This window comes from Streptomyces sp. NPDC002566 (assembly GCF_042889585.1).
Lineage (GTDB): Bacteria > Actinomycetota > Actinomycetes > Streptomycetales > Streptomycetaceae > Streptomyces.
Genome location: NZ_JBIARD010000004.1, coordinates 812,917 through 827,948, shown reverse-complemented (window position 1 = coordinate 827,948; position 15,032 = coordinate 812,917). Strand labels below are relative to the sequence as shown.

The 15,032-nt window shown below is 71.2% G+C and carries 10 protein-coding genes; 4 read left to right on the top strand and 6 right to left on the bottom strand.

What is annotated here, in order from left to right; translation table 11 throughout:
- Nucleotides 1-14: 14 nt before the first annotated feature.
- The 4 genes from nuoL (at nucleotide 15) to recQ (ending at nucleotide 7,453) form a co-directional block, all read left to right on the top strand.
- Nucleotides 15-1,979 carry an NADH-quinone oxidoreductase subunit L gene (nuoL, locus tag ACFYXA_RS20925; protein ID WP_389034821.1) on the top strand — a complete coding sequence of 655 codons (1,965 nt, stop codon included), beginning with the start codon at nucleotides 15-17 and terminating at the stop codon, nucleotides 1,977-1,979.
- Between the two features lie 5 nt (nucleotides 1,980-1,984).
- The gene (locus ACFYXA_RS20920) at nucleotides 1,985-3,556 is read left to right on the top strand and encodes an NADH-quinone oxidoreductase subunit M (protein WP_389034818.1); all 1,572 of its coding nucleotides are present in this window, start codon (nucleotides 1,985-1,987) and stop codon (nucleotides 3,554-3,556) included.
- Nucleotides 3,553-5,202: an NADH-quinone oxidoreductase subunit NuoN gene (gene nuoN, locus ACFYXA_RS20915; protein WP_352245236.1), complete on the top strand. Its 1,650-nt coding sequence runs from the start codon at nucleotides 3,553-3,555 to the stop codon at nucleotides 5,200-5,202. Before ACFYXA_RS20920 ends, nuoN begins: the two co-directional genes overlap by 4 nt.
- Nucleotides 5,203-5,449: 247 nt before the next feature.
- Nucleotides 5,450-7,453 carry a DNA helicase RecQ gene (recQ, locus tag ACFYXA_RS20910; RefSeq protein ID WP_389035112.1) on the top strand — a complete coding sequence of 668 codons (2,004 nt, stop codon included), beginning with the start codon at nucleotides 5,450-5,452 and terminating at the stop codon, nucleotides 7,451-7,453.
- Nucleotides 7,454-7,667: 214 nt separating this feature from the next.
- Here recQ and ACFYXA_RS20905 read toward each other — a convergent pair whose 3' ends face one another.
- The 6 genes from ACFYXA_RS20905 to ACFYXA_RS20880 form a co-directional block, all read right to left on the bottom strand.
- Nucleotides 7,668-10,559, bottom strand: a complete 2,892-nt coding sequence (locus tag ACFYXA_RS20905; protein WP_389035109.1) for a fumarate reductase/succinate dehydrogenase flavoprotein subunit — start codon at nucleotides 10,557-10,559, stop codon at nucleotides 7,668-7,670.
- 11 nt (nucleotides 10,560-10,570) lie between these two features.
- Entirely contained in the window at nucleotides 10,571-11,404 is an 834-nt protein-coding gene (locus ACFYXA_RS20900; RefSeq protein ID WP_389034813.1) for an ABC transporter ATP-binding protein, read from the bottom strand.
- Nucleotides 11,388-12,335 carry an ABC transporter permease gene (locus ACFYXA_RS20895; RefSeq protein WP_389034810.1) on the bottom strand — a complete coding sequence of 316 codons (948 nt, stop codon included), beginning with the start codon at nucleotides 12,333-12,335 and terminating at the stop codon, nucleotides 11,388-11,390. The genes ACFYXA_RS20900 and ACFYXA_RS20895 overlap by 17 nt, the downstream gene beginning before the upstream one ends.
- A complete protein-coding gene (locus ACFYXA_RS20890; protein ID WP_389034807.1) occupies nucleotides 12,332-13,696 on the bottom strand; it encodes an ABC transporter substrate-binding protein in 1,365 nt (454 codons plus the stop codon). The genes ACFYXA_RS20895 and ACFYXA_RS20890 overlap by 4 nt, the downstream gene beginning before the upstream one ends.
- Before the next feature lie 13 nt (nucleotides 13,697-13,709).
- Complete coding sequence (locus ACFYXA_RS20885) at nucleotides 13,710-13,937, bottom strand: ferredoxin family protein (RefSeq protein ID WP_030790138.1); 228 nt, start codon at nucleotides 13,935-13,937, stop codon at nucleotides 13,710-13,712.
- Between the two features lie 181 nt (nucleotides 13,938-14,118).
- Nucleotides 14,119-14,907: a GntR family transcriptional regulator gene (locus tag ACFYXA_RS20880; RefSeq protein ID WP_351332986.1), complete on the bottom strand. Its 789-nt coding sequence runs from the start codon at nucleotides 14,905-14,907 to the stop codon at nucleotides 14,119-14,121.
- Between the last annotated feature and the right edge of the window lie 125 nt (nucleotides 14,908-15,032).

Genomic DNA, 15,032 nt, shown 5'->3' with positions numbered 1-15,032 from the left:
GGGTCGGAAGAATCGTGGACAACCTGATTGCGCTGCTCGTCGCGGCGCCCCTGCTCGGAGCGGCCGTCCTGCTGCTCGGCGGACGCCGGCTCGACGCCGTCGGCCAGTGGGTCGGCACCGTGTTCGCGGCCGCCTCCTTCGTGATCGGCCTCATCCTCTTCGCCGACATGCTCGGCAAGGAGGCCGACGACCGCACGCTGACACAGCACCTGTTCAGCTGGATCCCCGTCGGGGGCTTCCAGGCGGACGTCGCCTTCCGTGTCGACCAGTTGTCGATGACCTTCGTACTGCTGATCACGGGCGTGGGCTCGCTGATCCACCTGTACTCGGTCGGGTACATGGAGCACGACGAGCGGCGCCGCCGCTTCTTCGGCTACCTCAACCTGTTCCTCGCGGCGATGCTCTTGCTCGTCCTCGCCGACAACTACCTGCTGCTGTACGTCGGCTGGGAGGGCGTCGGTCTCGCCTCGTACCTGCTCATCGGCTTCTGGCAGCACAAGCCCAGCGCCGCCACCGCCGCGAAGAAGGCCTTCCTGGTCAACCGCGTCGGCGACGTGGGCCTGTCGATCGCCATCATGCTGATGTTCACCACCTTCGGCACCTTCGCCTTCGGCCCGCTCCTCGGCACGCAGGAGAAGCCCGGGCTCGCCGGGGACGCCACCGAGGGACAGCTCACCGCGATCGCCCTGATGCTGCTGCTCGCGGCCTGCGGCAAGTCCGCCCAGGTGCCGCTGCAGTCCTGGCTCGGGGACGCCATGGAGGGCCCGACCCCGGTCTCCGCCCTCATCCACGCGGCGACCATGGTGACCGCGGGCGTCTACCTGATCGTCCGCTCCGCGGCGATCTTCAACGCGGCCCCCGACGCGCAGCTCGTCGTCACGGTCGTCGGCGCCGTCACGCTCCTCTTCGGTGCGATCGTCGGTTGCGCGAAGGACGACATCAAGAAGGCGCTGGCCGGCTCGACCATGTCGCAGATCGGCTACATGGTCCTCGCCGCCGGCCTCGGCCCCATCGGCTACGCCTTCGCGATCATGCACCTGGTCACGCACGGCTTCTTCAAGGCGGGCCTGTTCCTCGGGGCCGGCTCGGTCATGCACGGCATGAACGACGAGGTCGACATGCGCAAGTACGGCGGTCTGCGCAAGTACATGCCGATCACCTTCGTCACCTTCGGCCTCGGCTACCTCGCGATCATCGGCTTCCCGGGTCTGTCCGGCTTCTTCTCCAAGGACAAGATCATCGAGGCGGCGTTCGCCAAGGGCGGCGCCGAGGGCTGGATCCTCGGCGGCTGCGCGCTGCTGGGCGCGGCCATCACCGCGTACTACATGACGCGCGTGATGCTGATGACGTTCTTCGGCGAGGAGCGCTGGAAGAACCAGCCCACCCGCTCCCCCGAGGCACCGAGCGCGGAGCCCGCCGCCGAACACCACGGCGAACACGGCGAGCCGCACCCGCACGAGTCGCCCAAGGTCATGACGGCCCCGATGATCGTGCTGGCCGTCGGGTCGGTCTTCGCCGGCGGCTTCTTCAGCATCGGTGAGCGCTTCGTGCACTGGCTGGAGCCCGTCACCGGCTTCGAGCACGGGCACCCGCCGGTCAGCGCCCTGACGGTCACGATGTCCACGGTGGCCGTGATGATCCTGGGCGTCGCCGTCGCCTACGCCCAGTACGGCCGCCGCCCCGTCCCGGTCGTCGCCCCGCGCGGATCGCTGCTCACCCGGGCCGCCCGGCGGGACCTGTTCCAGGACGACTTCAACCACGTCGTCCTGGTCCGCGGCGGCGAGCACCTCACGCGGTCCCTGGTCTACGTCGACCACACCCTGGTCGACGGCGTCGTCAACGGCACCGCGGCCTCGGTCGGCGGCCTCTCCGGGCGTATGCGCAAGCTGCAGAACGGCTTCGCGCGGTCCTACGCGGTCTCGATGTTCGGCGGTGCGGCGGTCCTTATCGCCGCGACCCTGCTGATGAGGGCGGTCTGATACCGATGTCCTTTCCCCTCCTGACAGCGACGGCCGCGCTCCCCGCGATCGGGGCGATCGCGACGGCCGCCGTGCCCGCCGCGCGGCGCAACGCCGCCAAGTCCCTGGCGCTGTTCTTCTCACTCGCCACACTCGCCCTGGCGATCGTCGTCCTGGTCCGCTTCGACCCGGACAGCGACCGCTACCAGCTCACCGAGTCCCACTCCTGGATCAAGGACTTCGGCGTCCGCTACGAACTGGGTGTCGACGGCATCGCGGTGGCGCTCATCGCCCTCACCGCACTGCTGATCCCGTTCATCATCCTGGCGGGCTGGCACGACGCCGACCCGCTGGAGACCGGCAGCAGGCGCTGGCGGCCGACACAGGGCTTCTTCGCCCTGATCCTGGCCGTCGAGGCGATGGTGATCATCTCCTTCGAGGCCACCGACGTCTTCCTCTTCTACATCTTCTTCGAAGCCATGCTCATCCCGATGTACTTCCTCATCGGCGGCTTCGGGGACCGGGCCCACGAACACGGCGAGCAGGCGGCGTCCACGCAACGCACCTACGCCGCCGTGAAGTTCCTGCTCTACAACCTCGTGGGCGGGCTGATCATGCTGGCCGCGGTGATCGGGCTGTACGTGGTCGCCGGGAGCTTCTCTCTCACGGAGATCGCCGCAGCGCGGGCCGACGGCTCCCTCGACATGGCGACGAACACCGAGCGCTGGCTGTTCCTGGGCTTCTTCTTCGCCTTCGCGGTCAAGGCGCCCCTGTGGCCGCTGCACACCTGGCTGCCCAACGCCATGGGCGAGTCCACCGCGCCGGTCGCCGTCCTCATCACGGCGGTCGTCGACAAGGTGGGCACGTTCGCGATGCTCCGCTTCTGCCTCCAGCTCTTCCCGGAGGCGTCGAAGTGGGCGACGCCCGTCATCCTCGTCCTCGCCGTCGTCAGCATCGTCTACGGGGCGCTGCTCGCCGTGGGCCAGCGGGACATCAAGCGGCTGGTGGCCTACGCGTCGATCTCCCACTTCGGCTTCATCATCCTGGGCATCTTCGCGATGACCAGCCAGGGCCAGTCCGGTGCGACGCTCTACATGGTCAACCACGGCATCTCCACCGCCGCGCTCATGCTGGTCGCCGGCTTCCTGATCTCGCGGCGCGGCTCGCGGCTCATCGCCGACTACGGCGGGGTGCAGAAGGTCGCTCCGGTGCTCGCCGGCACATTCCTCATCGGTGGTCTGGCGACCTTGTCGCTGCCCGGACTCGCCCCGTTCGTGAGCGAGTTCCTGGTGCTGGTCGGCACGTTCTCCCGGTATCCGGTGATCGGCGTCATCGCCACCTCGGGCATCGTCCTGGCCGCGCTCTACACCCTGGTCCTCTACCAGAGGACCATGACCGGCCCGGTGAAACCGGAGGTCTCCGCGATGCCGGACCTCCGCGCGCGTGAACTCCTGGTCGTCGCCCCGCTGATCGCACTGCTGATCATCCTGGGCGTCTACCCGAAGCCCGTGACGGACATCGTGGACCCGGCGGTCAAGCAGACCCTGTCCGACGTACAGAAGAAGGACCCCCAGCCCGAGGTGGAGGCGGCCAAGTGAGCACAGCAGTCGTCCACAGCCTGTGGACAACCGCGGCCGACCCGATCTCGAAGATCGACGCGCCGAAGATCGAATACGCACAGCTGTCGCCCACCCTGATCGTCGTGGGAGCGGCGATCGTCGGGGTGCTGGTCGAGGCATTCGTCCCGCGCAAGCACCGCTACTACGCGCAACTGTTCGTCTCCGTCGTCGCCCTGGCCGCCGCCTTCGCCGCGGTCGTGGCCCTCGCGGCGGACGGCTACGGCACGACCAAGGCACGCATCGCCGCGATGGGAGCGATCGCCGTCGACGGGCCGGCCCTGTTCCTCCAGGGCACGATCCTGCTGGCCGCCCTGGTCGGCCTGTTCACCTTCGCCGAACGGCGGCTGGACCCCGAATCCCACGGCAACCGCGTCGACTCCTTCGCCGCCCAGGCCGCCTCGGTGCCGGGCAGCGACAGCGAGAAGGCCGCGGTCAAGGCCGGGTTCACCACCACCGAGGTCTTCCCGCTCCTGCTGTTCGCGGTCGCGGGCATGCTGGTCTTCCCGTCGGCCAACGACCTGCTGACCCTCTTCATCGCCCTGGAAGTCTTCTCGCTCCCGCTGTACCTCCTGTGCGCGCTGGCCCGCCGCAAGCGGCTGATGTCGCAGGAGGCCGCGGTCAAGTACTTCCTGCTCGGCGCGTTCGCCTCGGCGTTCACGCTGTTCGGCATCGCCCTTGTCTACGGGTACGCCGGCTCGGTGTCGTACGCCACCGTCGCGCAGGTCGTCGACGGCACGGTCACCGACGTGAGCCCGGCGCTCGCCGACACCATGGGCAATGACGCGCTGCTCCTCATCGGCGCCGCCATGATCGTCATGGGCCTGCTGTTCAAGGTGGGCGCGGTGCCGTTCCACATGTGGACGCCCGACGTCTACCAGGGCGCGCCCACGCCGGTCACCGGCTTCATGGCCGCCGCGACCAAGGTGGCCGCCTTCGGCGCGCTGCTGCGGATCCTGTACGTCGTCCTGCCCGGCCTGCGCTGGGACTGGCGGCCGGTGATGTGGGGCGTGGCGATCGTCACCATGCTGGGAGGCGCGATCGTCGCGATCACACAGACCGACATCAAGCGGCTTCTGGCGTACTCGTCGATCGCGCACGCCGGATTCATCCTCGCGGGTGTCATCGCGACCACCCCTGACGGGGTCTCCTCCGTCCTCTTCTACCTCGCCGCGTACTCCTTCGTGACGATCGGCGCGTTCGCCGTGGTCACCCTGGTGCGCGACGCCGGCGGCGAGGCCACCCACCTGTCCAAGTGGGCCGGGCTGGGCCGTCGCTCGCCCCTGGTGGCGGCGGTGTTCGCGGTGTTCCTGCTCGCCTTCGCCGGCATCCCGCTGACCAGCGGTTTCGCCGGGAAGTTCGCCGTGTTCAAGGCGGCGGCGGAAGGTGGGGCGGCCCCGCTGGTCGTGGTCGGTGTGATCTCCTCGGCGATCGCCGCGTTCTTCTACATCCGCGTCATCGTGCTGATGTTCTTCAGCGAACCGCGGCCGGAGGGTCCGACCGTCGCCGTGCCGTCACCGCTGACGACGACGGCGATCGCGGTGGGTCTGGCGGTGACCGTGGTCCTCGGCGTGGCACCGCAGTACTTCCTGGATCTGGCGGGACAGGCGGGCGTCTTCGTGCGCTGACACCCGTCCGAGGCTCCCTGCCGTCCTCGGCTCGGCCCGGCACCCGCTCACGGGGCGCCGGGCCGAGCCGTGTGACGGGGCGAGTGTGGGAGGGGGCGAGTGTGTTTTGGGGCGAGCCGTGTGACGGGGCGAGTGTGTGTCGGGCGAGCCCGTGTGACGGGCGAGCCTGTGGATAACTCCGGCGGTGTCAGTCCTGACGCCTATGGTGGAGGCATTGGTCGAGGGACGACGTACGGGGGACGAGACGATGGGCGGGACGGGCGGGATCAGGGAGATGACAGACGTCAAGGAGCTGCCGGGTACGGAGAGCGAGGCGCTGGCCACGCTGCACCGGGTCTTCGGGTACGACGCCTTCCGTGGAGAACAAGAAGCCGTCGTGGAGCACGTGGTGGCCGGCGGGGACGCGGTCGTCCTCATGCCGACCGGCGGCGGCAAGTCCCTCTGCTACCAGATCCCGTCCCTGGTCAGAGCGGGTACGGGCATCGTCGTCTCACCGCTGATCGCGCTCATGCAGGACCAGGTGGACGCACTGCGGGCCCTGGGTGTGCGCGCCGGGTTCATGAACTCCACGCAGGACTTCGACGAGCGGCGCATGGTCGAGGCCGAGTTCCTCGCCGGCGAGCTGGACCTGCTGTACCTCGCGCCGGAGAGGCTGCGCCTGGACTCCACGCTGGAGCTGCTCTCCCGCGGCAAGATCGCCCTCTTCGCGATCGACGAGGCGCACTGCGTGTCCCAGTGGGGGCACGACTTCCGCCCCGACTACCTCGCCCTGTCCCTGCTGGGCGAGCGCTGGCCGGACGTCCCGAGGATCGCCCTCACGGCGACGGCCACGCGTGCGACCCACCAGGAGCTCACCCAGCGGCTCAACATGCCGGCGGCCCGCCACTTCGTGGCCAGCTTCGACCGGCCCAACATCCAGTACCGGATCGTGCCGAAGTCCGACCCGAAGAAGCAGCTGCTGAGCTTCTTGCGAGAGGAGCACGCCGGAGACGCGGGCATCGTGTACTGCCTCTCCCGCAACTCCGTGGAGAAGACGGCCGAGTTCCTCTCCCGCAACGGCGTCGAGGCGGTGCCGTACCACGCGGGCCTGGACGCGGGCACGCGTGCGGCGCACCAGTCGCGGTTCCTGCGCGAGGAGGGCCTGGTCGTGGTGGCGACCATCGCCTTCGGCATGGGCATCGACAAGCCGGACGTGCGGTTCGTCGCCCATCTCGACCTGCCCAAGTCCATCGAGGGCTACTACCAGGAGACCGGCCGCGCGGGGCGCGACGGGCTTCCGTCGACGGCCTGGATGGCCTATGGCCTCAACGACGTCATCCAGCAGCGCAAGCTGATCCAGTCGGGTGAGGGCGACGAGGCGTTCCGGCGGCGGGCCGCCGCCCACCTGGACTCCATGCTGGCGCTGTGCGAGACGGTCGCCTGCCGCCGCGGCCAGCTCCTCGCCTACTTCGGCCAGGATGCCGCCGCCGAGGCATGCGGCAACTGCGACACCTGCCTCACCGCACCCGAGACGTGGGACGGCACCGTTGCCGCGCAGAAGGCGCTGTCGACGGTGGTGCGGCTGCAACGCGAGCGCGGGCAGAAGTTCGGCGCGGTGCAGATCGTCGACATCCTGCTGGGCCGGCGCACGGCCAAGGTGATCCAGTTCGACCACGACCAGCTCTCCGTGTTCGGTATCGGCGAGGACCTGGCCGAGGGCGAATGGCGCGGAGTGATACGCCAGTTGCTGGCGCAGGGGCTGCTCGCGGTCGAGGGGGAGTACGGCACGCTGGTACTGACCGAGGCCAGCGGGGCGGTGCTCCGCAGGGAGCGGGAGGTCCCGCTGCGCAAGGAGCCGAAGAAGCCGACAGCGGCCAAGGCGGGAGCGTCCTCCGCCGGGCGCGGCGACCGCAAGGCCAAGACGGCCGCGGCCGAGCTGCCCGAGGAACTGCTCCCCGCGTTCGAGGCCCTGCGTGCCTGGCGCGCGGAACAGGCCCGCGAGCAGGGCGTCCCGGCGTACGTCATCTTCCACGACGCGACGCTGCGGGAGATCGCCACGGTGTGGCCGACGTCGGTGGGGCAGCTCGGCGGGATCAGCGGAGTCGGCGAGAAGAAGTTGGCGACGTACGGGGAGGGCGTGGTCGCGGTCCTGGCCTCGCTGGGTGGCGCGCCGGGCTCGGCGCCGCAGGCCGCCCAGGAGAAGGGCGGGCCGGACGGCGCGGACGACTGGCCGGAAATGGCGGAGGAGCCGGAACCGGAGGACTGGATATAGGGCTCGCCACGGGGGCTCGGGCGCCTCGCCGTAAGGGCAGCGTGCACCTCTCTGCCCCGCCGCGCGGCCCCTCTCCGACCTCATGCCCTGCCGTTAGGCCAGGCCTGGTCTGCCGTCCTTCCGGCCCATCGCCTTCCGGCGCGGAAAGCGGTGCCCGGTGCCTGAGGGAGGCACCCACACCGCTCTCCGCGCGGTCGGGTGTGCTCGGACGGACTCAGAGCCCTCGCGCCGCGTACGCCCTGACGTCCGCGTCCGAGTCCGTCGTCGCCGTGGCGAGGGCTGACCTGGCTGCGTCGGTGGCGCGGTGCCGGGTCAGTGCCAGCACGGCGGCCTTGCGGACGTCGCCGTTCGGGTCGGCCAGGACCTTGGCGAGCACCGGAACCGCTGTGTCGGGGTCCGTGGCGGACAGGGCGGTGGCGGCGCCGGCCCGGACCTGCCACGCCGGGTCGTCCAGGGCGCTCACCGCGCGGGCGGCGAGCGGTGCGGGGCAGCCGGTGGTGCCGAGCGCCCCGTAGGCGGCCGCGCGGACCAGGGCGTCGGGATCGGCGATGAGGGAGGTGAGGGCAGTGCGGACGGAGGTGACGTCGGCTGGTGTCAGGGTGTCCGTGCTCCCGCCGGTGCCGGTGCCGGTGTTGGAGTCGGTGCTGGGATCGGCGCCGGAGTCGCTCGACGGGGTGTCGGCCAGGCTGCCCGCAGCCACGGTGGCCAGGGCCTTGGCGAGGGTGACGCGGACCTCGCGGGACGGGTCGGCGGGGGCCGCGTGGGCGAGTTCGGCGGCGGCGTCGACGGAGACCAGGGCGCGGACCGCCTCGATGCGGACGGTGATGTCGGCGTCCGCCAGGGAGCCCGCGAACAGACCGGCGTCGCCCAGGCGCAGCGCGCGCAGCACGTCGAGCGCGGCGGCGCGGACGACGGGGTCGGGCTCGGCCAGAGCGGCGGAGAGGCCGTCGCGCAGGGCCGGTTCGGGCGGCAGGGTCTCGACGAGTTCGCGCAGTGACGCCGCGGCGGCGGCCCGCACCTCGGGGGCGGTGTCCCGCAGCGCCCCGGCGAGCGCGGTTCCGGTGCCGGGCGGAACCGTCTCGGTCAGGACGGAGACCGCCTCGCGCCGGACAGCCGGGGCCGGGTCGGTGAGATAGGGGCGCAGGGCGTCGAGTTCGGGCTGTTCCTCGGCGAGAGCGACCAGGGTGAGGAGGCGGGACGAGGACTCTTCCGGGGCGGGCCCGGTGACCGCAAGGGCGGGGGAGACGACGTCGTCGGGCGACGGCGAGGTCCCACCGGGGTGGGTCGCCACGGGCGCCACCTCGCGCGAGCCGGCCGTTGCCACGTCCTCGGCGTGGACCTCTCCGAGATGCCGGGAAGGGCCACCGACCGGGGTGAACTCCTCGACCGGGACCAGATAGGGAGCCACGGGACGGGCCGTGAACTCCATGGCGCCAGAGGGGGACTTGTGCAGATCGAGGTGATGGAACCAGGAGGCGTCGTCGCGGCCGGGGTGGTCGAGGCGGTCGTGGTAGAGGCCCCAGCGGGACTCCGTACGGGCGAGGGAGGCGCGCGCGGCCATCTCTGCGCAGTCGCGGATGAAGGTGACCTCGGCGCAGCGCATGAGCTCGTGCGGGGTGTGCGCGCCCATCGCGGCGATGTCGTCGTGCATCCGCTCGAACGCCTCCAGGGCCAGGGAGAGCCGGGCGCCCGACTTCGGCGGGGCCACGTAGTCGTTCACGAAGCGGCGCAGCTTGTACTCGACCTGGGTCTGCGGCGCACCGTCCGGGTTGCGCAGCGGGCGGTAGATCAGCTCGTGCGCCTCCCGGAGCTGCTCGGCAGGCAGGTCGCCCTCGTACGCGCGGTACTGGGCGGCGTCGGAGCCCGCGAGGTCGCCGTAGACGAACGCGCCGATCATGTAGTTGTGCGGGACGCAGGCCAGGTCGCCGGCGGCGTACAGGCGGGGCACGGTCGTGCGGGCGTGGTCGTCGACGCGGACGCCGGAGGCGGAGTGCCCGCCGCACAGGCCGATCTCGGAGATGTGCATCTCGATGTCGTGGGTGCGGTAGTCGTGGCCGCGGCCGGAGTGGAAGGTGCCTCGGGTGGGGCGCTCGGTGGTGTGCAGGATCGACTCCAGCGCGGAGACCGACTCCTCGGGGAGATGGCTCAGCTTCAGGTACACGGGCCCCCGGTCGGAGGCGACCTCGGCCGCGAACTCGGCCATCATCTGGCCCGACCAGTAGTCGGAGTCGACGAAGCGCTCGCCGTGCCGGTTGACCTGGTAGCCGCCGAAGGGGTTGGCGACGTAGGCGCAGGCCGGGCCGTTGTAGTCCTTGATCAGCGGGTTGATCTGGAAGCACTCGATGCCGGTCAGCTCAGCGCCCGCGTGGTAGGCCATGGCGTAGCCGTCGCCCGCGTTGGTCGGGTTCTCGTACGTGCCGTACAGGTAGCCGGAGGCGGGCAGGCCGAGCCGGCCGCACGGTCCGGTCGCGAGGATGACCGCGCCCGCGCGGACCGTCACGAACTGACCCGTGCGGGTGTTGAAGCCCGCGGCGCCCACGGCGCGCCCCTCGGCCGTGAGCACGCGCACCGGCATCACCCGGTTCTCGATGCGGATCCGCTCCCGCATCTCCCGCCGCCGGAGCTGGCGGTACAGCACCTTCTTGACGTCCTTGCCCTCCGGCATGGGCAGGACGTAGGAACCGGAGCGGTGGACCTGGCGGACCGCGTACTCGCCGTGCTCGTCCTTCTCGAACTTGACTCCGTACGACTCCAGCCGCTGCACCATGGCGAATCCGCGGGTGGCGGTCTGGCGGACGGTGGACTGGTCGACGATGCCGTCGTTGGCGCGGGTGATCTCGGCGACGTAGTCGTCCGGTTCGGCGCGGCCCGGGATGACCGCGTTGTTGACGCCGTCCATGCCCATGGCGAGCGCGCCCGAGTGGCGCACGTGCGCCTTCTCCAGCAGCAGGACGCTCGCTCCCTGTTCGGCCGCGGTCAGCGCCGCCATGGTGCCGGCGGTGCCGCCGCCGATGACGAGGACGTCGCAGCTCAGTTCCTCGGCGTCGGCGAGCGCGGGGATCTGTGCGAGGGCGTTGGCGGGGGGAGTGTTGACGACGGTGGCCACCGGGGTGCCTTTCACGAGCCGAGGGGGGTGAGGACGTCGTGCCGCAGGACCACGCGCGCGGGGTCGTCGTGGGCGGAGCGGTCGCGTGGGCGTGGGACGTCCCGGACGGCGGCGAGGCCGCCCGCGCCGAGCAGGGCGACGCGGTCGCCGAGGAACAGTGCCTCGTCCACGTCATGGGTGACGAAGACGACGGTCGCGCCCGTGCCGTGCAGCACCTCCACCAGCAGGTCCTGCATCCCCGCGCGGGTCTGCGCGTCGAGCGCGCCGAACGGTTCGTCCATGAGGACGGCGCGCGGACGGCCGGCCAGTGCGCGCGCCAACTGGGCGCGCTGGCGCTGTCCGCCGGAGACGCGGTGGGGCAACTGCCGGGTCAGGTCGGCGAGTCCGACACGGCCGAGCCAGGACTGCGCCTGTTCCCTGCGCTGCGCGCGCGGCAGGCCCTGGATGGCGAGCGGGAGTTCGACGTTGGAGCGCAGGGTGCGCCAGGGCAGGAGGGCGTCCTCCTGGAAGACCAGCGCGCGGTCCGCCTCCGGGCCGGTGATCGGCCTGCCGTCCTGTTCCACGGTTCCGGCGAGGGTGGGCAGCAGCCCGGCCAGCGTGCGCAGCAGCGTCGACTTGCCGCAGCCCGAGGGGCCGACGACGGTGAGGATCTCGCCCGGCGCGATGTCGAGGTCGACGCCGGACAGGGCCGGGGCGTCGGGGCGGCCGAGCGTGGCGGCGCGGAAGGTGAGCCGGGTGCCGCGGCCCGGTGACGGCGTGGGCGTCGTCGAAGCCTGGCGGACCTCGGCGGCGACGGGTGTTCCACCCTGCGCGCGGCGCTCGGACGTTTCAGACGAGGTGCTCATCGCGTGCCTCCTCGGCGCTGGATGCGGAGCCCCTGCGCGGGGATCCCCCGAGCACGGAGCCCCTGCGGGCGGATCCCTTGGCCGCGGGGGCGGCAGCGGACGGCGTCGGTGCGCCGGCCTTGGGGGTGCGGAGCCGGGCCCCGGGGACGTACGACGTCCTGGGCAGCCAGCGGGTCAGCCGGCGGCCCAGGAGCTCCACGGCCGTGGAGGTGAGCCAGCCGAGCACGCCGATGGTGACCATGCCGACGAAGACGCCCGGGTAGTTGACGATCGTGTAGTCCTGCCAGGTGCGGTAGCCGACGCCGTACTGGCCGGAGATCATCTCGGCGGAGATCACGCAGATCCACGACACGCCGATGCCGACCGACAGGCCGCCGAAGATGCCGGGCAGCGCCCCCGGCAGGACGACCGAGCCGAGGATCCGCCACCGGCCGCCGCCCATGGTGCTCACCGCCTCCTCCCAGACGGGGGTGAGCGCCCGGACCGCGTGGCGCGTGGACACCAGGACGGGGAAGAACGCGGCGGTGAAGGTGATGAAGACGATGCCCTGCTCGTTGGAGGGGAAGAGCAGGATCGCGACGGGGACCAGGGCGATCGCCGGGATCGGGCGGACGACTTCGAGGACGGGGCCGAGCAGGTCCTCGGCGAGCCGCGAACGCGCCACGAGCACGCCCGTGGCCACCCCCAGGACGGCGGCCAGCAGGAACCCGGTGAGGATGCGGGTGAGGCTGTCGGCGAGGTCGGTCCAGTAGTCGCCGCCGGCCAGACGGTCGGCGAAGGCGTGGGCGACCTCGGTGACCGTCGGGAACTGAGAGAAGCGCAGCCACAGGTCGACGTCCTGGCTGGTCAGCAGCTGCCACAGACCGAGGGCGGCGGCGAGGGAGAGCAGCCGGAGGGCGTAGCGGCCGACGCGTGTGGCGGGCCGGCTCACGCGGCACGCTCCAGGGCCTCCGCGTACGTGATGACGCGGGCGCCCCTGTGGGCGCCGATGTAGGCCTGCGCGGTGGCCGGGGCGACGAACGGCACCAGGTTCGCTCCGTCCGCCACCCAGACGGCCTTGTCGGCGAACCAGAGGGTGCCGGTGGTGGCGTCGGGGACGTAGGCGGCGCGGACGGCGTCGCGGTGTGCGGCCACGTAGGCGAGGAGCTGCGCGGGCGAGGTGAAGGAACGGGTCTCGGAGGCGCCCTTGGGCCACACCTCGCTCGCGGCCGGCGGGGGCGTGGCGGCGAGCCGCTTGCCGTAGGAGGCGCCGAGGGCCTTCTTGACGTACTGGTCGTCGACGAAGGAGTCCACGTCCACGTCCCCGGTCAGCTTCGCCGCCTCGAGGATCGACACGTCGTTCTTGAGAGCCGCGACGAGCTGCGGTTTGACGGAGGGGTCGAAGGTGGAGATGCCGTGGTCGCCGTTGTAGAGGTAGACGACCTCCGCGGGCAGGCCGGTGGCCTTGGCGACCGACTCGGCGGCGGCCACGGGGTGTGCGTCGAGGTAGTCGGTCGCCTGGGCCTGCGCCTTCAGGAACGCTTCGAGCACGGCCGGGCGGTCCTTCGCGAACTTCTCGCGGGCGGTGACGCCGTGGAAGGTCGGGAGGTTCAGCTGGGCGCCGTCGTAGAGGGCCTTGGCCTTGCCCTGGAAGGCGAGCAGACCGGGCCAGGCGACGAACTGGGAGAGGGCGTCCGCGCTGCCCGCGGAGAGCGCGGACGCCCCAACTGCGGGCTGCTGGTTGAGCTTGTCGATGTCCTTGCCGGGGTCGAGGCCGGCGCGTTGCAGGGCCCGGACGAGAGTGCCGTCGGCGGCCGAGCCCACGCTCGTGGAGACCTTCTTGCCCTTGAGGTCCGTCAGCGAGGCGAGCTTGGAGTCGGGGGCGGTGACGATGGTGTTGAGGCCGCCGCGGAGGTTGTAACCGGTGACCGAGACCAGGTGGGTGGGCTGGTCGAGCTGCTTGCCGCGGGCCGCGTTGATGAGGAGGGGAAAGTCGCCCATCGAGCCGATGTCGATCTTTCCCGCGGTCATCTGGGCGGTGATCGGCGCGCCGGTGGCGAAGTCCTGCCACTTCACCTTGTAGGTGGTGCCGTCGCCGAGCGCGTTGAGCTGTTTCTCGAAGTAGCCGAGGGAGCGCAGGAGGGTGCCGGCGGTGACCGTGTTGATGGTCTTGGACTGGTAGCCGACGGTGACGGTGACCGTCTTGCCGTCGCCTGCCTCCGCGCTGCCGCCGCAGGCGGCGAGCGGCAGCAGGAGCGCGGCGGCGCCGGCGGCGGCCGCTGTGCGTTTCACGTCGAGTGCGATGCGTTTCATGGGGTGTGACCTCTCACCGGAGCAGGTAGGGCATGTTGACCGTGACGGCTCCGGTGGGACAGCGGGCCGCGCACGGGCCGCAGTACCAGCACTCGTCGACGTGCATGTACGCCTTGCCGTTGCTCTCGTCGATGGCGAGGGAGTCCAGCGGACACATGTCCACGCAGAGGGTGCAGCCGTCGATGCACTTCGACTCGTCGATGGTCACGGGCACGTCGGCCCGCTGGGGGACCAAGGGCATGGCTGTCTCCAGGGAATGGCTCGCGAGAAAAATCGCGCGGCGGTGAACCGATCGGACCCCGCGGAACGATGAAGGGGTGAGAGCGGACGGGCAGGGGCGAAAGCGGAGGAAAGGGGCGAGCGAATGGCTGGTCGGGGCAGGTCGGTGAGGGCGGGTGGATCGGGCAGGGCGAGGGGAGGCGTCAGCGGGAGCGGTGCAGCAGACCGCTCATCGAGATGCGGTCGCCGCGGAAGCGGATGAACTCCAGATCGACCGGGCGGCCGTCGTCGAGGTGGGTGAGGCGTTCCAGCATCAGGACGGCCGCACCGCGCGGCGCTTCCAGTACGGCGGCGGAGTGGGCGTCGGCGGTCACCGCCTCCAGGGTGATCTCCGCGTGGCCGAGGCGCCGGCCGGTGACGGTCTCCAGCAGGCGGAAGACGTCGTTGTTCTCCAGGTCGGCGCCGAGCAGCGCGGTGCCGAGGTCGAGCGGGATGTAGGTGAGGTCGAGAGAGAGGGGGATGCCGCCCAGGCGGCGCAGGCGTTCGATGTAGAGCACGTCGGCGCCGGGCGGGACGTGGAGGCGGTCGGCCACCGGGGCCGGCGCCGGGACGGGACCGAGGTTGCGCACCTCGTTGGTGACCTGGCCGTGTTCGTGCAGGGTTTCGGCGAGGCCCATCAGGCGGTCGAGTCCGTGGGGGTACTTCTCGGCGACCACGACCGTGCCGACGCCGGGCAGGCGTTCCACGAGGCCCTCCGCCCGCAGCAGGTCCAGGGCCTGCCGGACGGTGTTGCGGGAGGCGCGGTAGTCGGTGGCGAGCGCCGATTCGTGGGGCAGCGTGCCGCTCGGGAAGCCGCCGGTGAGGAGCTGGCGGCGCAGGAGGTCGGCGAGCTGGCGGGCCTGGTCCGCACGCAGCCGGCGACGCGTCCGGTGGGCGGCGACGGTGGTCGCGCCCTGTCCGGCGTGGTCTCGGATGCGGTCGGTCGGTGGCATGTGCTGGACCATACCTATCCGGTCGGAATTGTGGTGTTGCAGAACTGTTGCGCCACCTGACGAACCGAAAGACGATGCGGTGACCTGGTGCTTTGGGTTCCGTGACAGCAAGATCTGCCACCGGC

Coding starts and splice junctions, on each gene's coding strand:
- ACFYXA_RS20920 (WP_389034818.1), top strand. CDS start 1,985: ATGTCCTTTCCCCTCCTGACAGCGACGGCCGCGCTCCCCGCGATCGGG.
- recQ (WP_389035112.1), top strand. CDS start 5,450: ATGGGCGGGACGGGCGGGATCAGGGAGATGACAGACGTCAAGGAGCTG.
- ACFYXA_RS20900 (WP_389034813.1), bottom strand. CDS start 11,404: ATGAGCACCTCGTCTGAAACGTCCGAGCGCCGCGCGCAGGGTGGAACA.
- ACFYXA_RS20890 (WP_389034807.1), bottom strand. CDS start 13,696: ATGAAACGCATCGCACTCGACGTGAAACGCACAGCGGCCGCCGCCGGC.
- ACFYXA_RS20885 (WP_030790138.1), bottom strand. CDS start 13,937: ATGCCCTTGGTCCCCCAGCGGGCCGACGTGCCCGTGACCATCGACGAG.
- ACFYXA_RS20880 (WP_351332986.1), bottom strand. CDS start 14,907: ATGCCACCGACCGACCGCATCCGAGACCACGCCGGACAGGGCGCGACC.